18 protein-coding genes and 1 pseudogene are annotated in these 21,193 nt (G+C 62.4%); 6 read left to right on the top strand and 13 right to left on the bottom strand.

Going from position 1 to position 21,193, the window contains the following annotated elements:
* Positions 1–2: 2 nt before the first annotated feature.
* Positions 3–1,640: a peptide ABC transporter substrate-binding protein gene (locus tag AB5Y80_RS11205; RefSeq protein WP_368172935.1), complete on the bottom strand. Its 1,638-nt coding sequence runs from the start codon at positions 1,638–1,640 to the stop codon at positions 3–5.
* Between the two features lie 291 nt (positions 1,641–1,931).
* Here AB5Y80_RS11205 and AB5Y80_RS11200 point away from each other — a divergent pair.
* Positions 1,932–2,822, top strand: a pseudogene (locus tag AB5Y80_RS11200) (DMT family transporter); the annotation flags it as partial.
* A gap of 109 nt (positions 2,823–2,931) precedes the next feature.
* Here AB5Y80_RS11200 and rsuA read toward each other — a convergent pair.
* Entirely contained in the window at positions 2,932–3,624 is a 693-nt protein-coding gene (gene rsuA, locus AB5Y80_RS11195; RefSeq protein ID WP_039040228.1) for a 16S rRNA pseudouridine(516) synthase RsuA, read from the bottom strand.
* Positions 3,625–3,796: 172 nt separating this feature from the next.
* On the opposite strand from rsuA, the gene AB5Y80_RS11190 reads away from it, so the two are divergent.
* The gene (locus tag AB5Y80_RS11190) at positions 3,797–4,987 is read left to right on the top strand and encodes an HD-GYP domain-containing protein (RefSeq protein WP_041213169.1); all 1,191 of its coding nucleotides are present in this window, start codon (positions 3,797–3,799) and stop codon (positions 4,985–4,987) included.
* Here AB5Y80_RS11190 and AB5Y80_RS11185 read toward each other — a convergent pair.
* The gene (locus tag AB5Y80_RS11185; protein ID WP_010675305.1) at positions 4,984–5,172 is read right to left on the bottom strand and encodes a hypothetical protein; all 189 of its coding nucleotides are present in this window, start codon (positions 5,170–5,172) and stop codon (positions 4,984–4,986) included. The two genes, AB5Y80_RS11190 and AB5Y80_RS11185, sit on opposite strands and share 4 nt — an antisense overlap.
* Positions 5,173–5,350: 178 nt before the next feature.
* On the opposite strand from AB5Y80_RS11185, the gene AB5Y80_RS11180 reads away from it, so the two are divergent.
* On the top strand, positions 5,351–6,244 hold the full coding sequence (locus tag AB5Y80_RS11180; RefSeq protein ID WP_201925841.1) for an EamA family transporter: 894 nt from the start codon (positions 5,351–5,353) through the stop codon (positions 6,242–6,244).
* Between the two features lie 90 nt (positions 6,245–6,334).
* Positions 6,335–8,185 (top strand): extracellular solute-binding protein, encoded by a 1,851-nt coding sequence (locus tag AB5Y80_RS11175; protein ID WP_368172934.1) that lies wholly within the window; start codon positions 6,335–6,337, stop codon positions 8,183–8,185.
* Positions 8,186–8,274: 89 nt separating this feature from the next.
* Here the strand turns inward: AB5Y80_RS11175 and AB5Y80_RS11170 are convergent, their stop codons facing one another.
* Complete coding sequence (locus AB5Y80_RS11170) at positions 8,275–8,667, bottom strand: DUF2750 domain-containing protein (RefSeq protein WP_010675308.1); 393 nt, start codon at positions 8,665–8,667, stop codon at positions 8,275–8,277.
* Between the two features lie 94 nt (positions 8,668–8,761).
* Positions 8,762–9,310: a hypothetical protein gene (locus AB5Y80_RS11165; protein WP_010675309.1), complete on the bottom strand. Its 549-nt coding sequence runs from the start codon at positions 9,308–9,310 to the stop codon at positions 8,762–8,764.
* A 246-nt stretch (positions 9,311–9,556) separates the two neighbouring features.
* Between AB5Y80_RS11165 and AB5Y80_RS11160 the strand changes: the two genes are divergently transcribed.
* Complete coding sequence (locus AB5Y80_RS11160) at positions 9,557–9,805, top strand: TIGR02647 family protein (RefSeq protein WP_010675310.1); 249 nt, start codon at positions 9,557–9,559, stop codon at positions 9,803–9,805.
* Here AB5Y80_RS11160 and AB5Y80_RS11155 read toward each other — a convergent pair.
* From AB5Y80_RS11155 to AB5Y80_RS11125, 7 genes are all read right to left on the bottom strand, one after another.
* Entirely contained in the window at positions 9,792–10,103 is a 312-nt protein-coding gene (locus tag AB5Y80_RS11155; RefSeq protein WP_111736037.1) for a hypothetical protein, read from the bottom strand. The two genes, AB5Y80_RS11160 and AB5Y80_RS11155, sit on opposite strands and share 14 nt — an antisense overlap.
* Before the next feature lie 77 nt (positions 10,104–10,180).
* Positions 10,181–10,390 (bottom strand): cold-shock protein, encoded by a 210-nt coding sequence (locus tag AB5Y80_RS11150; RefSeq protein WP_005302803.1) that lies wholly within the window; start codon positions 10,388–10,390, stop codon positions 10,181–10,183.
* A gap of 206 nt (positions 10,391–10,596) precedes the next feature.
* Positions 10,597–11,697, bottom strand: a complete 1,101-nt coding sequence (locus AB5Y80_RS11145) for a dihydrolipoamide acetyltransferase family protein (RefSeq protein ID WP_010675312.1) — start codon at positions 11,695–11,697, stop codon at positions 10,597–10,599.
* Positions 11,698–11,791: 94 nt separating this feature from the next.
* Positions 11,792–12,778, bottom strand: coding sequence for an alpha-ketoacid dehydrogenase subunit beta (locus AB5Y80_RS11140; protein WP_104453142.1), 987 nt, complete (start codon positions 12,776–12,778; stop codon positions 11,792–11,794).
* Positions 12,775–13,863 carry a pyruvate dehydrogenase (acetyl-transferring) E1 component subunit alpha gene (gene pdhA, locus AB5Y80_RS11135; protein ID WP_319903967.1) on the bottom strand — a complete coding sequence of 363 codons (1,089 nt, stop codon included), beginning with the start codon at positions 13,861–13,863 and terminating at the stop codon, positions 12,775–12,777. The genes AB5Y80_RS11140 and pdhA overlap by 4 nt, the downstream gene beginning before the upstream one ends.
* A 271-nt stretch (positions 13,864–14,134) precedes the next feature.
* Positions 14,135–15,154: a succinylglutamate desuccinylase gene (astE, locus tag AB5Y80_RS11130; RefSeq protein WP_010675315.1), complete on the bottom strand. Its 1,020-nt coding sequence runs from the start codon at positions 15,152–15,154 to the stop codon at positions 14,135–14,137.
* Positions 15,155–15,423: 269 nt separating this feature from the next.
* Entirely contained in the window at positions 15,424–15,633 is a 210-nt protein-coding gene (locus AB5Y80_RS11125) for a DUF1127 domain-containing protein (RefSeq protein ID WP_010675316.1), read from the bottom strand.
* 530 nt (positions 15,634–16,163) lie between these two features.
* On the opposite strand from AB5Y80_RS11125, the gene AB5Y80_RS11120 reads away from it, so the two are divergent.
* Positions 16,164–17,057, top strand: a complete 894-nt coding sequence (locus tag AB5Y80_RS11120; protein WP_042877736.1) for a DNA replication terminus site-binding protein — start codon at positions 16,164–16,166, stop codon at positions 17,055–17,057.
* Between the two features lie 81 nt (positions 17,058–17,138).
* Here AB5Y80_RS11120 and AB5Y80_RS11115 read toward each other — a convergent pair whose 3' ends face one another.
* A complete protein-coding gene (locus tag AB5Y80_RS11115) occupies positions 17,139–20,975 on the bottom strand; it encodes a DEAD/DEAH box helicase (RefSeq protein ID WP_368172933.1) in 3,837 nt (1,278 codons plus the stop codon).
* Positions 20,976–21,193: the final 218 nt, after the last annotated feature.

Genomic DNA, 21,193 nt, shown 5'->3' with positions numbered 1-21,193 from the left:
CCTCATGGCTGGCTGAAATAGAGATCCTTGGTGGCGATGGCGCCCTTGAGGTTGCGGCTCGGCAAGCCGCGCAGTGCCGGGTCCACCAGCCGCATCTGGTTGTAGTGATAGATGGGGATGACGGGCACCTCCTCCATCAGCAGCTGCTCGGCCTGATGATAGATCCCGGACCGGGCGTTGGCATCCAGGGTCTCGGAGGCCTGCTGCAGCAGACCATCGAAGGCGGGGTTGCAGTAGCCGCTCTCGTTCTGGGGATCCTGGCAGCGGAAACTGCCAAGCATGGACGACGGCTCGACATAATCACCAAACAAAAATGAACGAGCCAGCATGAAATCACCACTGTCCTTGGCCACCTGATAGGCATTCCACTCCATGTTGTTGAGGGAGACTTCGACCCCCAGCGGTTTCCACATGGCCGCCACCGCCAGGGCCAGCTTCTTGTGGTTCTCCGACGTGTTGTAGGTCAGCGTCAGCCTGAGGGGATGGGCGCTGTTGTAGCCCGCCTGGGCCAACAGCGCGGCGGCCCGGGCCAACCGGGTCGGCTGGTCTTCCCGGGAGAGGGGGATATCCAGCTCGTCATAACCCGGCATGGCGGGCAGCAGTGACCAGGCAGAGCGCTCCCCCTGGCCGCTCACCTTCTCGGTCAGCAGGTGGCGATCGATGGCCATGGAGAGCGCCTGGCGCACCCGCACATCCTGCAACTCGGGGCGATTGAGATTGAAAGTGTAAAGATAGGTGCCAAGCAGCGGCAGACCCCAGATCCGCTCCGGTGCCTCCTGCATGGTCTTCTGGTAGTACTCCAGCGCCACCTTGTTGGTGAGCTGGATCTCCCCCGCTTCGTAACGCAGGCGCTCCCCATGCTGGGAAGCGAGCGGCAGGTAGGTCACCCGCTGGATCCGGGTATGGGCGTCATCCCAGTACTGGGGGTTGCGTTCGGCTTCGATGCGCTCGTTCACCACCCAGCTCGCCAGCTTGTAGGGGCCATTGCTCACCATCTTGCCTGGCTGGGTCCACTGCTTGCCAAACTGGGCGATGACCCGCTCGTTGACCGGCACGAAGGGGCGCTGGCTGACCAGTTGCAGGAAATAGGGAACAGGGCGCTCCAGGGTCACTTTCAGGATCTGGTCGCTTTCTGCCTCTACCCCAAGAGCATCGAGGTCGAGCGCCCCGGCATAGATGGACTGGGCATTGTTGATGCCGGTCGCCAGCAGCAGGCCGGCGGAGGGGGAAGCCTGCGCCGGGTTCAGCAGCCGCCGCCAGGCGTAGACGAAATCCCGGGCGGTGAGGGGCTCGCCGTTGGACCATTTGAGCTGGGGGCGCAGGAAGAAGCGCCACACCAGCCCATCCTCGCTGGTCTCCCAGCGCTGGGCCTGGGCGGGCACTATCTTGCCCTGACCATCCTCGCTCACCAGCCCCTCGAACAGGTCCACCAGCACCACCTCCCCCGGGAAACCGGAGCGGATCAGGGCCGGATCGAGGGACTCGGGTTCGGCGCCATTGCCCTTGACCAGGGTCTGCCTGTCCGACAGCACGGGCTGCTGCACCACGGTAGTGGCCTGAAGCGGCGGCACCGCCATCAACCCGAACAGCAAGGGAGAGAGCCAGCGGCGGGCTGGCCTGGCGGCGAAACGGTAAAACATGACATCAACCTCGTTCAATTCTTTTGACTGCAATGGGGGGAAGGCCGGCGGCGCGCCTGGAATCGAATGCATCATGCCGCGCTTGTTATCCCCGAAGACGACCCGTATTGTATCGGGCCTGCCCGATAGAGGGAGTCTTTCGGGCTATTTTTTTTCAAGGTTTTATGACGACACGGCCGCCACGGGTGGGCGCAATCGCCAGAAGGCGCACTCCCCTGCCCCGTTGGCAATCGGCCCGGGGCGATGTGTCGCCTGCAAGTCCGGTTGTCGTCTACCGTTTCAGGGGTCTTTATGGGTTACGAATGGCTGGCGCTGGCTGCCGCCAGTTTATGGGCGATCGCCGCCCTCATCTCTGTCAAACCGGCTCGCCATCTGGGGGCCTTTGCCTACAGCCGCTGGCGGATGTTCCTGGTCAGCCTGATGCTGGCCAGCGCAAGTCTGGTGACGGGAGGCTGGCAGACCCTCACCGAGAGCGCCCTTCCCCTGCTGGCCCTCTCCGGCCTCATCGGCATCTTCGTCGGCGACACCGCCCTCTTTGCCTGCATGAACCGGCTCGGCCCCAGGCGCAGCGGTCTGCTCTTCTCCTGTCACGCCCTCTTCTCCGCCCTGCTTGGGCTCTGGCTCTTTGGCGAGCGGCTCGATGGTTGGCGCCTGCCAGGCGCCTTGCTGGTCCTGGCCGGGGTCATGCTCGCCATCCTGTTTGGTCGTCGTGGCGACAATCAGCAGAACGAATGGGAGCAGGTGCGCGGCCGCCTCGTGGTCGGCATAGCCCTTGGCCTCACCGCAGCCCTGTGCCAGAGCCTCGGAGCCATCATCGCCAAGCCGGTGATGATGAGCGGCACCGTGGACGCGGTGAGCGCTTCCGGCGTGCGCATGGGCAGCGCCCTCTTGGCACACTGCGTCTTGCGGGCGCTGCGCCTGCCGCTCGCCATGCCGCACAACCCCATCAACCGGCAGGTGCTCGGCATGATAGGCATCAACGGATTTCTGGCGATGACGCTGGGAATGACCCTGATCCTGGTGGCCCTGCGTCAGGGAGATGTGGGCATGGTGGCCATCTTGTCTTCCACCACGCCGGTCATTCTGCTGCCCTTGCTGTGGTGGCACTCGGGGATGCGTCCCTCGCTCCCCGCCTGGGCCGGAGCCCTGCTGGCCACCCTGGGCACGGCCCTGGTGCTGGGAATGGGGAACGGAGCCCCGTCTATCCTGCTGGAAGGACCAACACGCCCATCGGCGGCACTGAGCCGCCGATGCTCCCCCGTGCCGGACAGGGAGAGAGGCGATCGCGCCCCTAGAACAGAGCCACTTCCTCTTCGGTCAGCTCCCGGTATTCCCCCGGTGCCAGCTCATCGTCCAGAGCCAGATCGCCGATGCGTTCCCGATGCAGCCCGACCACCTTGTTGCCGATGGCGGCGAACATCCGCTTCACCTGGTGATACTTGCCCTCGTGGATAGTCAGGCGTGCTTCCCGCTCGTCAAGGATTTCCAGCTCCGCAGGGCGGGTCTTGTCGTTCTCGTTGCGCAGGTAGATACCGTCGGCAAAGAGCGAGATGGCCTCTTCACTCACGGGATCAGCCAGCCAGACGTGGTAGGTCTTCGCACACTCGTGCCGGGGCGACGTGATGCGATGGGACCACTGGCCGTCATCGGTGATCAGCACCAGCCCGGTGGTATCGAGATCGAGGCGCCCCACCACGTGCAGTTTACCCATGGCCGGCTCGTCGAGCAGGTGGAACACGGTGGCGTGATCCGGGTCCTCGTTGGAGCAGACATATCCTTCCGGCTTGTGCAGCATGAAGTAGCGATTCTGCAGGTTCAGGGTCAAGGTCACACCGTCAAACTCGATCTGGTGTTGCTCATTGATGTGAAAGGCGGGCTGCTTGACCAGCACGCCGTCTACCAGCACTTCCCCCTGACGGATCAGCTTGCCCGCCTGGGAACGGGTCAAATCGGAGCAATCGCAAAGAAATTTGTCGAGCCGCATGCAAAAACCTCGGAATCCATCATGATTGGGGGCGACATTATATCGGTCAGACCCGACAACACCAGTACTAAGCGACAGGGACTCAAGATGGCGCCTGACGCCATGATGTGCCAGTGATAGACTGCCGTCAGCAGACCGACATCACACATAATAATAAGCCCAGGATGTACCCATGAAGCCGACGAAGTCTCACCCCGTCATCCCCGTCAGCCAGTTGAAACCTGGCATGTACGTCATTGCCATTGCCAGCCAGACCGGCGCCATGGAGATTGCCCAGACGGGCATGGTGACCAACCCCCAGCAGGTGGAGGCGCTGATCCGGCGCGGCGTGCTGACGGTGCGGGTGGATCTTGCCCGCAGCAAGCTGCCGGGAGGGGGCACGGCAAGCCCGGCGGATGTGGTGACAAACGGGGCGGGCTCCTCTCGTCAGATCGGCAGTGGTGAAGGGCGCGAGCTCAAGATCCGTCGGCTCTATCAGGAGGCGCGCGAACTCCAGGGCAAGTTCATTCGCCATCTCAAGGCCGGAGAGCCCATCGACATCACGCCCCTTGCCGCCGTGGCCGAAGAGATGGTCGATACCATGTTCACCCACGGCGATGCCATGCTCTGTCTGGCGCGAATCCGTGCCAAGGATGCCTACCTGATGGAGCACTCCATGAATGTCGCCATCCTCCTGGCGAACTTCGGCCGCTACCTGGGGCTGGATCGCAGCGTGCTCAAGGAGCTGACCCTCGGTGGCCTGCTCCACGACGTGGGCAAGATCATGACCCCGGACGAGGTGCTCAACAAACCGGGCAAGCTCACCGATGAGGAACTGGAGGTGATGCGCGAGCACGTGGTCCACAGCCACGACATCCTAGCCGCCACCGCCGGCATCACCCCCATCATGCTGGAGGTGGCCGCCAACCATCACGAGCGGATCGATGGCACCGGCTACCCGCGGCGCCTCAAGGGGGATCAGCTCTCCCTCTACACCCGCATGAGCGGCATCGTCGATGTCTACGATGCGGTGACGGCGGACAGGGTCTACAAACAGGGCATGCAGCCAACCCAGGCGTTTCGCATTCTGCTCAAGGGGGTTGATCTGCATTTTGATGCCGACCTGGTAACCAGGTTCATCAAGTGCATGGGGGTCTATCCGGTGGGTACCCTGGTGCAGCTCTCCAACCAGCGCCTGGCCATCGTGATGCAGCGCAACGAACAGCAACCGCTCAAGCCCGTGGTCAAGGTGATCTATCACGCAGGCCATCGCCATTATCTCGAGGTGCAGTGGCTGGATCTCGCCAAAAACGGGGTTCAGGAGACCATAGAGAGCACGGTGGACCCCAAGGAGTTTGGCATCAACCTGGCCAACTTCGTCTAACCTGTCCGGCTTGTTGGCGGCTGCTCACGGCAATGGCGAATCAGGAACTCCTCATCCAGCGGGGAGAGATCGAAGCGCAGGCAGGCCTCTTCGATGGCCCGGATGTCGTGTTGATGGTGTTCGCTGAGCCAGCGCACCGCGCGGCGCAAGTCTTCACCATGGGGCAGCAGGGTATGGTCGCTCATGGAATACCTCCGATCAGCCATCGACGCCAGCCCGTCAATCCGGGCTCTCACTTTTAGCTTAGCCCGCCTGCACTCGCCCGGCAGACACCTGCGCCCTTGACGGTGCCCACCCTGTAGCAGGTATGCTCGACCCCTTCGGCGCCCTGCCGTGCCGGCGCCGCTCAAACAAGGATGCTGCATGCAAACCAAGGACAAGTGTCTGGCCGCCCTGGTCATTCTCTGCTGGGGACTCAACTTCGTTGCCATCAAGTGGGGGCTGGAAGGCATCCCCCCACTGCTGCTGGGAGCACTGCGTTTCGTCGGAGTCGTCTTCCCCGCCATTCTGCTGGTCCCCAGGCCTGCCATGCCCTGGCGCTGGCTGCTGGCCTATGGCGGTGCGATCAGCCTGGGCCAGTTTGCCTTCCTGTTCTGCGCCATGAAATTCGGCATGCCCGCCGGCATGGCCTCCCTGGTACTGCAATCCCAGGTGGTCTTCACCCTGCTGTTCGCCATGATCTGGCTGGGAGAGCGCTGGCAGCCCCACCACTGGGTGGCACTGCCGCTGGCGGGAGCAGGTCTTTATCTCATTGCCACCCATGGGGAGGGCAACCTCACCCTCATCGGGTTTGTGCTGACGCTGTGCGCAGCCGCCTGCTGGGGCCTTGGCAACGTCATCAATCGCCAGATAGGTCTGCGCTATCGCACCTCTCTGCCGAGCCTGGTAGCCTGGGGCGGGCTGGTGCCCATCCTGCCCTTCTTCGCGCTCTCCTGGCTGTTCGAGGGGCCCGAACTCATCGCAAGCAGCCTGCTCAACATCCGTTGGCAGAGCGTCTTGTGCGTGCTCTATCTCTCGTTTATCGCCACCTGGCTCGGTTATGGCCTGTGGGGGAGGCTGCTGATGCGCTATCCGGTGGCCCAGGTTGCCCCCCTCTCCCTGCTGGTACCCTGTGTCGGCATGGTGGCCGCCGCCCTGCTGCTCGATGAACACCCCACTCCCCTGCAATGGCTGGGCTCGGGTCTGGTGCTGCTCGGCTTCGTGGTGCATCTGCTGGGGGGCAAGATGCGCTTCTTGAAGACCCAAACCGAGGATTGACCTCGCCCGGGAAACTTCCCATCATGGGTCAGGCCCTCTTGGGCCCACCCCGTTATTTCGGCAGGACGCCATCATCAGGAGAGCAAGGACATGCGTCATCCGTCATTTTCGATCATCCCCTCTTTACCAGGCATCATGCGGGTCACGGCCATGCTGCTCCCCTTCTGCTGGAGCCCGTTCGGCTGGAGTGCCACCCTGCCGGCCAATCTCAAATGGGAGAGCAACGACACCGACCCCGTCTATGCAGACCCCGAGGCCAAGCGAGGCGGCACCTTCCGGGATTTCATGTCGAGCTTTCCGCTCACCTTGCGCAAATACGGGCCGGATTCCAACGGCGGTTTTGCAGCCTACGTGCGCGAGACCAACCTGCCGCTCCTGAGCACCCATCCCGTGACGCGCAATCCCATCCCCATGCTGGCCAACCAGTGGGCTTTCGGCGCGGATAACAAGACACTCTATTTTCGCATCAACCCCAAGGCCCGCTGGTCGGACGGCCAGCCCGTCACTGCGGACGACTGGGTCTTCACCCTCAAGATGATGCGCAGCAAGGAGATCAACGACCCCTGGTACAACAACTACTACAGCACCCAGATAAGCGAAGTGACCAAGTTTGACGATCACACCCTCGCCATCACCAGCGGCACCGAGAAGAGCCGGGAAGATCTGCTCGAAGCTCTCCCCTTCACCCCGGAGCCCAGCCACGCCATCAAGCTGACCGCCAACTGGGTCAAGGAGTACAACTGGAAGGTGCTGCCGGTCACAGGCCCCTACCAGATTGGCGAGCTCAAGAAGGGCAAGTCGGTTACCTTCGACCGGGTCAAGGATTGGTGGGGGAACGACGAGCGCTACTTCCAGCACCGCTTCAATCCGGATCGCATCGAAATCAAGGTGCTCAGGGATCAGAACATCGCCTGGCAGCACTTCCTGCGCGGTGAGCTCGACACCTTCCCCCTCGTGATGCCCAACTGGTGGCACGACAAGAGCAAGACCGCCGAATTCGAGAAGGGTTATATCGAGCGGCTCTGGTTCTACAACCAGACGCCTCAGCCCCCCATGGGGCTCTATCTCAATACCGCCGATCCCTTGCTGAGCAATCTCGACGTCAGACTCGGCATCCAGCACGCCCTCGCCCTGGACAAGATGATCGCGACCCTGCTGCGGGGGGACTACCAGCGTCTCAACACCTATGGCTCGGGCCAGGGAGATTTCACCAATACCGACCTCAAGGCGCGCCCCTTCGATCCCGCACTTGCTCGCGAATTCTTTGCCAAGGCCGGCTTTACCAAGACCGGACCGGATGGCATCTTGCGAAACGACAAGGGCCAGCCCCTCTCCCTCAGCATCACCTACACCACGGCGGAACATGCCCAGCGCCTAACCCTGTTGCGGGAAGAGGCGAAAAAGGCGGGGCTCAACCTCGAGCTCAATCTGATGGATGCGTCTGCCGGCTTCAAATCCATGCTGGAGAAAAAACACCAGAGTGCCTGGATGGCCTGGAGCGGTGGCCGTTATCCCGCCTATTGGGAACACTTCCACAGGGTCAATGCCAACAAGCCCCAGACCAACAACATCATGAACATCGATGACGACAGGATCTCGGCCCTGGTGGAGCAATACGACAAGGCGTTCGATTTCGGCAAGAAGGCCGACCTCTCCCGCCAGATCCAGCAGCGACTCTATGAGCTCGCCAGCTTCGTCCCCGCCTATCAGGTGCCCTATACCCGGGCCGGCGCCTGGCGCTGGATACGCCTGCCCAAGGTGCCGGCAACCCCCCAGAGCGACTTGCTCTACTGGCCCCTCGACGGCTCCAACTCGGGTTACAGCTTCGGCGGCCTGCTCTGGATTGACGAAGCGGCAAAGGCGCAGACCCGGGCCGCCATCAAAGGGGGGCAGACCTTCCCGCCAGTGACCATCACGGATACCACCTACCAGCAAAAATAGGGCAGCTGGCACCGTCAGCCCCAAAACAAAAGACCCCGCACATTGGCGGGGTCTTTGTTACAACCGGGATGGCTCCAGGCAGAGGGCGCTCAGCCGCGTTTGGCCTGCTTTTGCGCAATGGCGTCGGCGACGTCGGCCGGGTCCAGCACAATGCCTTCCTGATCCGGCGTCGGGAACACGGCCACGCAGAGATCATCCTGCTCCATGCCGTCCACCCAGCGATCCAGCCACACTTTGAGGGTGATGGATTGCGGCTTGCACTCGGCCCACTCCCCTTCGGCCCAGGCCTTGGCGTAGTCGGGATGCGGCCATACCGGGATGCAGTCTTCCTCTTCGGTCGTCAGCATCATGACGCCGTGTTCGTCGGTCAAGACAAACAGCTCTTCGTGCTCGACCAGCTTGCTGATGAAGTGATCAAAGCGGTAATCGGCGTTCAGTTGCAGCGCGGCATTGCGCTCGGTGTCGCTAAGTTCATAGCTCATCGGTCAAGTCTCTCGTTCAATAAAGGGCGACATGTTCACATCTTGCCGACCCCTTGTCCAGCAGGAGTAATGGGTCATCTGTCTTTCCATCGCCTCACCCCAGCTCGGGGGTCAACAGCCGGAGTCCCGCGGTCTCACCCAGTCGCTCCCTCAGCCAATAGGCGGACTCAACTTCCACAAAGCAGAGCTGATCCCGCCCCGCAGCAACCCCCACCATGATCTGCTCAAGCCGTGCTTGCTGGGCGGTACTCCAGGCAGCAACCAGCTTGCCGCCATGGGCCTCGTCCACCACCTCGCGGCGCAGCTCGAACAGGTTATCGGTGATCGGGCTGTTTATCTTGCTCGGGTGGCGCCAGTACATCTGCAGGTTGTCCAGCATCTCCTCATCGTAGCTTGCCAGCGCATCGAGCTCCGGCGTCTCTTTGCTCTGGGCCGCGAATTCACACCAGCCTGCCGACAAGGTAGCCAGACTCTGGGCATCCTTGCCATGCTGGCGCAGGGTTGTCACGTCTTCCCCACGAATGGCCGGCAGCCAGAGATCTCCTTGATGTTGCGCCAGGAGAGGGAGCAGCAAGGAGGGAGCATAAACAGGAAAACGGGGACCCAGAGAGTGCAGCAGAGAGACCAGAGTAACAGTGATCATGAGACGCGCCTTGAACAAGATGACCTGGCATCACGCCTGGTCATGAGGGTGAACGAGGGTGCCATTCTAGCATGTTTGCCTTGCTGGGGGCGTTTGCATCCAGCCGGTCCGGTGATAGATAGCGTCCAAAAAAGCAGCGTTTGAACCAGAGCGGCCCCGATAAAGGCCAATTGTTTGAGCCAGCGCCCACTAAAGAGGCACCGGGGATGCTAGGTTGCATACATCTTTAGCGTAAGGAGTGCATCCATGAGTGGGATCAACCAGGTTTCTGACGATTTTGTGAATGAGCTGAAAATACTGGCGTGTTTTGATCCGGCCAACATGAGCCTGGGGATCAAGCTGCGCAGCGACATGTCGGAAGCACTTTGCCAGGCGGCAGCGCGCCTGCACAGCCAGGGCCTGATCACCGCAGCAGATGGCGGCTATCTGACCCCTTTCGGCATGACCATGCTGGAGCATCTCCAACACCTGCTGGTCGCACTCAAGCCGAATTGAGCGGTTGTGGTGCCCAGAGCGAGAAGTTGAGCAACTCCCAGCGCTCTCCTTGTCGCAGCAGACAAGCAAACAGCAAAGGACCTTCGGGTCCTTTTATCTTGCCATCGACCAGCCACTCTCCCGCCCGTTTTGGCACCGGCTGTACCCTGATCTCATCGGGTTTCACCGCGTTTCCCAGGCGAACATGTACAAACTGTTGACACACAGACACGGCATCATTCACCGCAGGATCCGGCGTTGGCGTGCTGGCCTGACCGGTCAACGCCACGGTCAGCAAGAGGGAGGAGAGCAGGGTCATGACGCGTATTGATGAAGCCATTAAAACAAAAAGCCGTGGCACCAGAGGTACCACGGCTTTCTTAAATTCTGCAAGAATTACAGAGCAGTTACGTTCTCAGCCTGCGGGCCTTTTTGACCTTGGGTCACAGAGAACTGTACGCGCTGACCTTCAGCCAGGGTACGGAAGCCGTTACCTTGGATGGCGCTGAAGTGAACGAAAACGTCCGGGCCGTTTTCTTGCTGGATGAAGCCAAAACCTTTGGTTTCGTTGAAAAACTTAACGGTACCGGTGATCATGTTAGACATATCTTTAAACCTGTATTCAAAATAATTACTTATGCTTTTCAGCGGGTAAAGCTCAAAAAACGGGATTACTTATGAACAACAGGAAAAGATGTAAAACATCATATTCATTGACATAACTATCGCCCTTTCAAGCTGGTTGAGATTATACGTGCCTTTGTCGATTACGCAAACAAATTTGTACCCCGCCAGCGGCGGGGTACAGCGGTTTAGACCTGTGCCGACTCCAGTGCCTGAACCAGGGCTTTGAGGAAGCGAGCCGCCTCTCCACCGGTGCAGGCTCTGTGGTCAAACGTCATCGACAGGGGAAGTGCACGCACCGGGCGCGCCTCGCCGTGGATGAACACCACCTTCTCGAACAACTTGCCCGCTCCTATGATGGCCACCTGGGGTGGTGTGACGATGGGGCTGGCGTAACGGCCTGCGATGGCGCCAAAGTTGGTGAGGGTGATGGTTGCCCCCTGCAGCATTTCCCGCGGCACGGCACGGGCCTTCACATCGGCGATCATCCGATCCAGCCCCTGCCGTATGTCAGCCGGGTCCCGCTCTGCCACGTTCTCCATCACGGGCACATAGAGCCCATGCTTGGAGTCGACCGCGATGGCCACGTTAACCTCCCTGAATAGACGCCGCGACAGGGTCTCTCCGTCAAACCACGCATTCATGGAGGGTTCGGCCCGACACGCCACGCCGATCGCCTTGATGAGGCGCACCGTCACATCTTCATCCGGGCGCCAGTGGCGCAAGTCCACTTCGTCGGTGATGCTCACCGGCACCACAGTCCGGTGCGAGAGCTCCATCGCCTTGGCCATGGCCCGGCGCGAGCCTTTCAGGAATTCGTTGCCGCTCTCCTGCTGGGCCTCGAACGCCTGTTGCACATCCTGCTCGGTCACCATGCCAGCGCTGCCGGTTCCCTTGACCTTGTCGATGTCCAGCCCCAGTTTTTGCGCCAGCAGACGGACCGCTGGCATGGCTTGCACCAGCGTGCCGCCTGGCGCCATGGCCCCCACCACGAAATGATCCTCGATATGCTGCTGATGGGCGCTGACCTTGCCAACGACGGTGCCGTCATCCTCGCCCCCTTCAAACTCCACCAGCGGTGCCCCGATGTGGAGGATGTCCCCCTCCTGCCCGCACAATCTGGCGATGACCCCGGCCACCGGTGAGGGCACATCCACCAGCGCCTTGGCTGTCTCCACCGACAGCAGTACCTGATCTACCTGCACCGTATCACCGGCGCTCACCTTCCACTCGACGATCTCGGCCTCGGCCAGTCCTTCGCCCAGATCCGGCAATTTGAAAAATTTCATGACCTGCTCTCCCTCTGCTGGGACATCACCAAACATTGACAGACACCATGGAGCCCTGTGGCCCTGGCACTTGCGCATCCGTACCTGTCGTGCGTCATAGCCACTGGTTCTCCATCAGTTGCCGAGCCGCCTGCGCGATCTCCTGCTCGGTGATGAGGTAATACTCCTCGTTGCGATAGTAGGGGACGGCGGCATCCACGCCGGTGAGACGTCTTGGCGGCGCCTTGAGGGCAGTCATCGCCTCTTCGGTCACCTGGGACACGATTTCGGCACCCACCCCGAAACTGCCACAGGCTTCGTGTACCACCAGCAGCCTCCCGGTCTTGCGTACCGAGGTCAGGATGCTCTCCATGTCCAGGGGTTTGATGGTGGCAAGATCCAGCACCTCGCACTGGATGTCCTGCTCCGCCAGCAGATTCGCCGCCCGCATGACTTCCTGGATGCAGGCTCCCCAGGCCACCACAGTGATGTCCCGGCCGGGACGCAGGGTGAAGCAGACATCCAGCGGCAGGCCGACGCCGTCATCCACCACATCCGACTTCATGGAGCGATAGATGCGATCCGGCTCGAAGAACATCACGGGATCCGGATCCCGAATGGCCGACAGCAGCAGGCCGTAAGCCCGCTTCGGGCTCGAAGGGATCACGACCCGCAGCCCGGGGATATGGGCAAACAGAGCCTCGACGCTCTCGCTGTGGTGCTCGGGTGAATGGATGCCGGCGCCGTAGGGGGAGCGGTAAACGATGGGACAGGTGATGCGGCCACGGGTCCGGTTTCGCATCCGTGCCGCCTGGCAGATGATCTGCTCCATGCCCGGGAAGATGAAGCCCTGGAACTGGAATTCGGCCACGGGTTTGAGCCCCTGGGTCGCCATGCCCACCGCCACCCCGGCGATGAGTCCTTCGGCCAGCGGCGTATCGATGACCCGCTTGAACCCGAATTTATCGCGAAGCCCCACAGTGGCGCGAAACACACCGCCGTTGACCCCCACATCCTCCCCCAGTACCACCACATCAGGATCGCGTGCCATCTCGTGGTGCAACGCCAGATTGATCGCTTCGAGCAGCGTGATATCGCTCATAGTCCCTCCCCGCTCTGCTGCATGCCCTTGGCGATGATGCGCTGGCGCTGGGCAAGATAGGCCTTCGGCAGCTCGGCAAACTGGTAATCGAGCAGGGTCTCCGGCGCCTGGGGCGTGATGGCCTCATAGGCGGCAACGGCGCGTTCCACTTCCCGGCCCGCCTCTGCCAGCAGCGCCTGTTCCTGCTGCTCGTCCCACCAGCCCCGTTCAAACATGAACTGGCGCAGCCGCTTGACCGGTTCCCTGGCCCAGGCCGCTTCCACCTCGGCGCCGTCACGATAGCGAGTCGCATCATCGGCGGTGGTGTGATCCCCGAGCCGGTAGCTGACGGCTTCGATGAGCGTCGGCCCCTTGCCGCTGCGAGCCCGCTCGACAGCGGCGCGGGTCGCCTCATAGACCGCCACCACGTCATTGCCGTCCACCTGAAGGCTGCGCACCCCGGCCCCTATGCCCTTCTGGGCCAGGGTGGGCGCGCTCGACTGCAACTTGCGCGGCACCGAGATGGCCCACTGGTTGTTGTTGATGATCATCACCATGGGGAGATGCCAGACACCGGCACAGTTGAGCCCCTCGAGAAAGTCTCCCTTGGAGGTGCCGCCATCGCCGATGGTCACCACGGCGACCCTGGGCTGGTTGCGCAGCTTGAAGGCGGCCGCGATGCCGGCAGCATGGGTGATCTGGGTGGCGATGGGAACGCAGATGGGCAAGTCTTCCGACAACTCGCCATCGGCCTTGTAGAAGAGACTGCCCCGTTCATCGCCGCCCCAATACTGCAGGTTCTGCTCCATGGGCACGCCCCTCACGTAGAGAGTGGGCATGTCCCGGTAGTAGGGCACATAGACATCCTCTGGCTGCATGGCGAGCCCGACCCCGATCCCCACCGCTTCCGCCCCGAGATGGGAGGGAAAGGTGCCGAGTTTGCCGGTTCGCTGCAGTGCTATCGCTTTCTTGTCGTAACTGCGCACCATCACCATGTTGCGGTAGAAGGTGTGCAGCATCGCCTTGTCCAGCCAGGTCGGCAGTGTCGCGACCGGGCGCCCCTCCTCATCGAGGTAACGAAGGAAGGGGATGTCGACATGGGTCATAACTGGCTCCTTGCCGTTGTCAGCGTCACCACCATGAGGTGACATTTAAAATGTAAACAACATGTTAACCAAAGGGCAACGAGATTCATCCAGGTAAGACCAGTAGAAACTTCTTTTATTTTCGAAGGTAATCGGAATTTTCGGCGAGCAGAAACAAAGAAGGGAGCCTGTTCAGGCTCCCTGTCATATCGAGTTCGGGATCACGCCCATCACCGCCATGCTGCTTGCCACCGCCCGTGGCGCAGGATCAGCATGACAAAAAGGCGTCAATTCACTCCCACAAACGGGTGGGTACCACCAGCAGCATGGTGCGCTGTCCGATGGCCACGTTGGCGTTGGGGAAGACCACCGCCTCCCGCGGTTTCTCTACCCTGTATTGCCGATCCCCATCTTCTGCCAGCACAAAACCCTGGGGAAATTCGGTGAAGTTGTCCACATCGCTGGCAAACAGGAAGCGGAACTGCTCCGACTGCTTGTTGATCACCCGATCTATGGCAAAAAGGGTGAAGTCATCGGCTCGCCAGGGCTCGAGGGCCACCTCATCCCGGGTCACCAGCTCCTGCAATGTCTGGCGCACCTCGATGAAGCGAGTCATGTCGTTTTCACCGAAGGGCCGCACCTTGCCCAGCTCCACCGTAAAGGCATGGGCGCCGTGCTGGTGCGAGCTGTAATAGCTGAAGGTGGTGGTCGGGCCGCTCGAGAGCAGTATGGTGCGCACGCCGCAGGCACCGAGGAAACGTACCTGCTCCTTGCAGTGAGGGCGTTCGTGGGGGAAGGGATAGACGGCAAACTTCTCGTGGCGCGAGCCGCGAATGGCGGTATGGAGATCGTAGTGGTAACGGGGCCTGGCCGAGTCGGCAAAGAAGCGGCTCACATACTGCTCCAGACGCATGGCGCGGATGCGCTCCCGGTTGCACAGCCCCTCCCCCTTGCTGTGGGCGCCCGAGAAGAGGCGGTTCATGTTCTCTTCCACCTCCCTCACCCCCTGGTTCATGGCGGCGGGGTTGCCAAAGAGGAAGAGCACCCGGTGACGAACCTTGAGCTCCTCTGCGAGCAACCGGGTCAGCAACTGGTTGCAGATCTCGATGGGGGCGGTCTCGTTGCCGTGGATGCCGCAGGAGAGGACGATGTCCTTGTGCCCGGGTTGCCCCGCCTCGGAAGCGGGTTCCAGGCAGATCACGCCGGTATCCCACACGCTCACCCGGGTACCGTCGGTCAGATTGAAGGCGAAAGGCTCGAGCTGCCACTCATGGCGGCGCGTCAGGGCCAAAAAGTCATGCTGGGGAATCATCCGTCTCACCCTTTAGTCTGGAATGCCATGGCCGGATTATACGCAAGGCAACCGGGCTTAAAATCAGTTTTTAAACAAATTCAAACAGTAAGGATACAAAAATGGTGAAAATGAGTGACAACTCATGCAACAGGATCAAGCGGGGGGAAACACGGAAGAGGGAAAGCGGTGAACGGGTATCGGCAGGTGAAGACAGCATGTCTTCGGCAGACAGGCGGGCAGCATGCCCCTGGGATCAGCAGAAAAACAAGGCATCCATGCCCGGCTGATCAACCACGCCAGAACGGCTTGGTGGTCTCTTGATAGCGGTCGGCTTCGTTCAGACCGATGTCCTTGAGCAGGTAGGCGGGCAGCTCGGAGAGCTGGCGACGGCTGCGGCTGCGTTCCAGCCAGGTCAGGACGGTCATCTTGACGCGAGCAACCAGATTCGATTCGCTGGAATGCTGGTAACCGGCTTCGGTATAAGTCATGTTGGCCATGATATGGCTCCTCTCTCTCGTTCTGCGCAAGGCTCGGATTTGATGCGCAAAGCTTAGTCAGGGCGGGGAGGTGCCTCAATTGACGAATTTTGATACATGACATTAGTAAAAGTAATGGTTGATATCGCCAGGGCAATAACCATAACCATATGATTTTAAAATGAAATAATGCTAAAACTTTCCCCCTGGCAGCCTGACAGCATTTTCTCCTGCGCCACCCACTTCTAACTATGCACTTTCCCACGCTAGCTATGCACGGCACGACGCCGAGTCAGCAGGGTGCAAACTCTCGGTCACCAGGGTTTGTTAACAAATAGATCGCGACAAGATCGTTATTTAACAAAAAGATACGAACAGGCAACCCGAACCGGATGCCCCCATGTCACCCCCATCGTCAGGGTGGCACCGGACACTTGGCACCCTGCCATCATACTGGTATGGTTATTTATACAGTGGTTTATCATGCTGCCTCCCCACACTGCCCCAATATCATGCTGAACAGGGGAGCGGCACACACACAGGATCTGCCGATGGACACCTTTACCCCCACCGCCGCCCTGCGTCAACAGATGGCCCTGCTGGAGGCGTCGCTGGCACGCCTTGCCCGGCAACTGGGCCAGCTCGACCTGCTGGAGGCTCATGTCTATCCCCTCCCGGCCGTGGCCCAGGGGGAAGAGCATGAGCCCATCGAGGCCATCGAGGTGGGCTATCTCTCGGGCGAGGCGGCCCTGGCCGCCACCCTCGCAGCCTTTCAGGACCACAGCGCCCGCCCCGGCTGCTCCACCAAGGCGACCCACCGTCTGCCCGGCTGGCTGCGCTTTCCTGCCGCCTGCGCCAGGGTGTTGGCCCCCGTCATCGAGGAGATCAACGCGCACAAGCTCGCCTTCAAGGCCATGGTGCAGGCGGCGGGCGGGCGGGACGAGAAGTTCGAGCTGGTGCACGGCGCCCTGCCCGGCGTCATCACCCTGCAGGTCTATCGCAAGCTGACCTGGCTTCAGGGGGATCTGCATTCGCTGGGCTTCACCTGGGCCGACAAGCAGAGCATCAGCCGCCTCAGCCGGGAGCAGGTACTGGAGATGCTGGAGCGCAGCCGCCGGTATGTACCGGCGCTCTTTGACAACGAAGAGTGGAGCAAGATGGTGGATCAGGAGGTATACGACATTCGCCGCCTGCCGGCGGATGCCGCCCTGCGGATCCGCAGGCCGGTCAAGACCCACCCCATGATCAACCTGCTCTGGCAGGACAGGGAGCCCCGCAAGCAGCAGATCAAGGCGAGCCTTCCCCTGCTGCTCTGCTCCGATACCCAGCCGGCCGTCACCCATCTGGGCCACTACCCGCCCAAACTCCGCCAGGCACGCCGGGATCGCAAGATTGGCGGTGACCCCATCATAGAGCGGCTGCACCTCTACCTCTATCAGGGGTAGCGCAGGCTCGGCACCGCCACAAATGACAAGGGGAGCATCACGGATGCTCCCCTTGTCACATCGGGCGACAGCCCATCGCCGTCAGCTCATCAGCAGTGCCCGCAGGCTCTCCACATCCAGCCCCTTCACCTCGGACTGGCCGCTCAGGAGGCCGTCGGCCAGTGCCCGCTTCTCGTCGTGCAGCGCCACTATCTTCTCCTCCACCGTCTGCTCGCACACCAGGCGATAGACGGTCACCGGCTGGGTCTGGCCCATGCGGTGCGCCCGATCGCTCGCCTGATCCTCCACCGCCGGGTTCCACCAGGGATCGAGGTGCAGCACGGTGTCGGCCTGGGTCAGGTTGAGGCCCGTGCCCCCCGCCTTGAGGCTGATGAGGAAGAGCGGCACCGCTTCGTGGCGAAAACGCAGGATGGACTCCTGACGGGACTTGGCCGAGCAGCCCCCATCCAGATAGCAGTAGTCCCACTGCCGCTGTTCGATACGGCTGCGCAGCAGGCTCAGCAGATCGACAAACTGGCTGAACACCAGCACCCGGTGGCCACCATCGATGGCTTCGTCCAGCAGCGCCATCGCCTCGTCCAGCTTGCTGCTGGTCTGGGACCACTCCGGCATCACCAGCTGGGGGGAGCAGCAGAGTCGGCGCAGCCGGGTCAGGCCGCTCAGCACATGCATCAGGGCACGGCCATCGGCACTTTGCACCTGCTGCACCACCTCGCGCCGGGTCGCCTCGTAGAGCTGACGCTCCTCGGGGGAGAGGCTGATGTGATGGATGATCTCGGTCTTGTCCGGCAGCTCCGTCAGCACCTGTTGCTTGAGGCGGCGCAGGATGAAGGGGCTGATCACCGCCCGCAGCATCGCCATGTGCTGGGGATCCTTGACCGCCTTGCCAAAGCGGCGCTTGAACTCCCCGAGGCTCCCGAGCAGGCCGGGGTTGATGAAGCTGAACAGGCTCCACAGCTCCCCCAGATGGTTCTCGATGGGGGTGCCGGAGAGGGCGAGGCGAAAATCCCCGTCGAGCTGGAACAGCAGCTTGGCGCGCTGGGTACCGGCATTCTTGATCTGCTGTGCCTCGTCCAGCACCATGCTCGACCAGCGGCGGGACTTGAGCGCCTGGGAGAGACTGCCGAGCATGCCGTAGTTGACCAGGACGATCTGTCCGGCCCTGGCCCCCTGGATCAGGGTCTCCCGCTCGGCGGGATGGTCGAACACCACCACCTCGAGCTCGGGGGCAAAGCGGGCCACCTCCTCCTGCCAGTTGGTGACCACTGACTTGGGCACCACCACCAGCGCCGGGCCCAGGTGCTGGCGCATGCGCAGCACGATGAGGGCCTGCAAGGTCTTGCCCAGGCCCATGTCATCGGCCAGACAGGCGCCAAAGCCGTGATGGGCCAGGGTCGCCATCCAGCGTACGCCCTCCTTCTGATAGTCCCGCAGCGCCGTCAGCAGCTCAGGGGGACAGCTCACCTCCTGCTGCCACTCCTGCTGGAGATTCTGCCAGGCGGCATCCCCCTCGGTGGTGATGACGGAGAGCAGGCGGGCCAGCGGATAGGCCAGCTTGTTGTTGATGCGCTGCTCGTTGTCCAGCATGGCGCCGAGCACGGTGAGGCGTTCCACCAGCTTGTCGCTCAGCATCAGGCTGGTCTTCTCGTCGAGTTGCACCGTGCGCTGGCCCGGTGTCAGCTGGCGCAGGATGAGGCGAAGATCGAGGATCTGGTGCTCGTCCAGCGAGAGCGCCCCCTCCACCTGGAACCAGTCCTGACGCCGCTCGATGCGCAGGCTCAGGGCCGCCTCATCAAGGCTCTTGAGGCGGGCGCTGTCCTGGTGCCAGTGCACCACCACACCGGCGTCCACCAGCTCCGGCAGGGCGTTGACCAGGGTGAGCGCCTGCTCCCCGTCCAGCTTCCACTCGTTGCCGGGCAGGCCGATGGGTAACTGGTTGCGAAGGCGCTGGGCATCCTCCTTCTCGGCAGCCAGATCCCGCTGCCAGTAGTGATACTCCCGGATACCCTGGCGCACGATGGCCTCCCCCTTGCCCAGAGGCAAGGGCGGCAGGTCCCCCTCCCGGGTCACCAGCTGGACCACGAGCTGCCCCTCCTGCCAGTCGAGCAGGACGGAGGGAACGCCGGGCCAGGGGGCCAGCTCGGCATTGCCCCTGAGCCCCGCCACCTGGCTGTGCCAGGGGAGATCGGGGATCGCATCCAGCGTGCGTTGCAGCTCCTCGAGCCCGGCCGGCGACAATGCCGGAATGGCCTCCAGGGCCGGTAATCTGTCCAGCAGTGCCTGCGGTGTCAGAATAAGCTGCCACAAATCCTGAGCCAGAGGGACGATGTGCGCACCGCGGGCGGCGGGGGCAGGATGTAGTCTGGCGCTCATGCCCTCCCCGCTCTGTACCAGTTGCAGCAGGGGGGCGCTGACGGCCAGTTGCAGCTTCTGTCCCTTGGCATTGAAGAGGCGAGGATGGTTTGCCAGGGGCACCCAGGCATCCCGGGGCAGCTTGCCCATGTTGCGCGGCAGGGTGCGCACCAGTGCCCAGTCCGCCTCGTCCAGCAGGCTGGCGTACTGGGTGGAAAGCAGGGCCGGATCGACCCTTCGCCCGGCGGTCCACTCCCCCTTGGTGCTCTGCTTCTGGATCTTGCACTCAAGCTCAGGCCCCTCTGCGTGGAGCAGCCAGACCAGCCGCTCCTGGGGCTTGCGCACCCCGCTCGAGCGTCCCAACCCCTGCAGCCAGTTGAGCCAGCTTGCCGAGGCGGGGGCCTTGCCCTCCTCCTCGGTGGCATCCTCTTCCTCCCCTTGAGCAGGGCGCAACGCGCGCAGGGGCCAATGGGCGGCCTCCCGGCCAAGCAGGAGTCGCAGCAGATCCTGGCAGAAGGCCATCAGTCGATGCCGGGGCTCGGCGTCCAGCACGTGGGAGAGGTCCCACTTGTGCAAGATGGTCACCTGGGGGCTCTGCTCGCCGTGGCGCGCCAGGGCGCAGAGATCGAGCCAGAGGTAACCCCAGTGGAGCTCCTCCAGCGGCAGTTGCAGGGTATCGAACAGGCCGACCGCCTGGCCGTGGCGATCTCCGGCCCACTGCCCCAGCAGATCGGCCAGCAGGGGGGAGTGATTGCCCAGACTGCGCTGCCACTTCTTGCGCTGCTCGCTCCCCTGCACCGGATCTGCCTGTTGCAACCAGCCGAGCCAGAGCAGGGCGCTGAACATCCGGGGCCAGGGCGACGCCTCTTGCCCCTGCCCCTGGCCAAGCGCCCCCAGCAGCCGCTCGGCCAGGGGTTGCTCATCCCCTTGCTGCGCCAGTTGTTGCAGCGCAGGCCAGTGAGTGGTCACCTCGCCGCCAAGGGGGCCGCAGAGCCACTCCCATTCTCGGGCGCGAGCCTGGATCTGGCCAGAGAGCGCCGGGGAGCAGGAGGCAACCAGCGTTGCCAGCGGCCAGCCCTCGTCAGGCTCTGCGTCAAGCAGGGCCTGCAGGGCGAAGTGTTCGAGCAGCAGGGCCTGCCAGGCGGGGCTGGAGCCTGCCAGCAGGCGGGGAGCATCGGGAAGATCCAGGAGGCTCAGGAGTTCGGCACTCTGGTAATAGGCCGGGATCTGCCCCGCGTCTCCCAGACAGAGCTCGCGCACCACCTCCTGTGCCCGCTCCAGGCCCGTGACCGAAGGGATGCGGGACCACTGCGGCATGGGGCACTCCCCCGCACGCACCGCCAGGATCAGGGTCAGGGTTCCCTCTGCCGTCAGACTCCACTGCTGCTCCGTTCGTTGACGGACAAGCCCCCACTGCTGCAACTGATCGAGGGTGTCGAGCAGCGCACGCCCGGGTGCGCCCGGGGCAAAGAGGGTGTCTTGCAGGTAACGAGTGCTGGCGGCGCGCTGCAATTGCAGCTCGCACAGCAGGGCATGGCAATCTGAAGAGAGGGTGAAGGCTGACATCAGAACTCACGGGCAAGTGCAAAGGCGGAATTTTAACGGGAAAGCGGCGGCGGCTCGACCCTTAAGCGCGAAATAGTGCAAAAAAGCTGGCGCCTTTGATGGGTACGCGAGCGACAGGGCTGACAGGGCACTCGCCCCTGCCACCGGGCAACGGGCCGCAGGAGGGGCGCGGTCATCAAAAAAGGCGCCGCAGCGCCTTCTGGAAACAGATTGTTGGC

Source organism: Aeromonas sp. R2-1 (assembly GCF_040908425.1).
Classification (GTDB): domain Bacteria; phylum Pseudomonadota; class Gammaproteobacteria; order Enterobacterales; family Aeromonadaceae; genus Aeromonas; species Aeromonas caviae.
This window is presented reverse-complemented; position numbering and strand designations above follow the sequence as displayed.

Coding starts and splice junctions, on each gene's coding strand:
- AB5Y80_RS11205 (WP_368172935.1), bottom strand. CDS start 1,640: ATGTTTTACCGTTTCGCCGCCAGGCCAGCCCGCCGCTGGCTCTCTCCC.
- rsuA (WP_039040228.1), bottom strand. CDS start 3,624: ATGCGGCTCGACAAATTTCTTTGCGATTGCTCCGATTTGACCCGTTCC.
- AB5Y80_RS11190 (WP_041213169.1), top strand. CDS start 3,797: ATGAAGCCGACGAAGTCTCACCCCGTCATCCCCGTCAGCCAGTTGAAA.
- AB5Y80_RS11185 (WP_010675305.1), bottom strand. CDS start 5,172: ATGAGCGACCATACCCTGCTGCCCCATGGTGAAGACTTGCGCCGCGCG.
- AB5Y80_RS11180 (WP_201925841.1), top strand. CDS start 5,351: ATGCAAACCAAGGACAAGTGTCTGGCCGCCCTGGTCATTCTCTGCTGG.
- AB5Y80_RS11175 (WP_368172934.1), top strand. CDS start 6,335: ATGCGTCATCCGTCATTTTCGATCATCCCCTCTTTACCAGGCATCATG.
- AB5Y80_RS11170 (WP_010675308.1), bottom strand. CDS start 8,667: ATGAGCTATGAACTTAGCGACACCGAGCGCAATGCCGCGCTGCAACTG.
- AB5Y80_RS11165 (WP_010675309.1), bottom strand. CDS start 9,310: ATGATCACTGTTACTCTGGTCTCTCTGCTGCACTCTCTGGGTCCCCGT.
- AB5Y80_RS11160 (WP_010675310.1), top strand. CDS start 9,557: ATGAGTGGGATCAACCAGGTTTCTGACGATTTTGTGAATGAGCTGAAA.
- AB5Y80_RS11155 (WP_111736037.1), bottom strand. CDS start 10,103: ATGACCCTGCTCTCCTCCCTCTTGCTGACCGTGGCGTTGACCGGTCAG.
- AB5Y80_RS11150 (WP_005302803.1), bottom strand. CDS start 10,390: ATGTCTAACATGATCACCGGTACCGTTAAGTTTTTCAACGAAACCAAA.
- AB5Y80_RS11145 (WP_010675312.1), bottom strand. CDS start 11,697: ATGAAATTTTTCAAATTGCCGGATCTGGGCGAAGGACTGGCCGAGGCC.
- AB5Y80_RS11140 (WP_104453142.1), bottom strand. CDS start 12,778: ATGAGCGATATCACGCTGCTCGAAGCGATCAATCTGGCGTTGCACCAC.
- pdhA (WP_319903967.1), bottom strand. CDS start 13,863: ATGACCCATGTCGACATCCCCTTCCTTCGTTACCTCGATGAGGAGGGG.
- astE (WP_010675315.1), bottom strand. CDS start 15,154: ATGATTCCCCAGCATGACTTTTTGGCCCTGACGCGCCGCCATGAGTGG.
- AB5Y80_RS11125 (WP_010675316.1), bottom strand. CDS start 15,633: ATGGCCAACATGACTTATACCGAAGCCGGTTACCAGCATTCCAGCGAA.
- AB5Y80_RS11120 (WP_042877736.1), top strand. CDS start 16,164: ATGGACACCTTTACCCCCACCGCCGCCCTGCGTCAACAGATGGCCCTG.
- AB5Y80_RS11115 (WP_368172933.1), bottom strand. CDS start 20,975: ATGTCAGCCTTCACCCTCTCTTCAGATTGCCATGCCCTGCTGTGCGAG.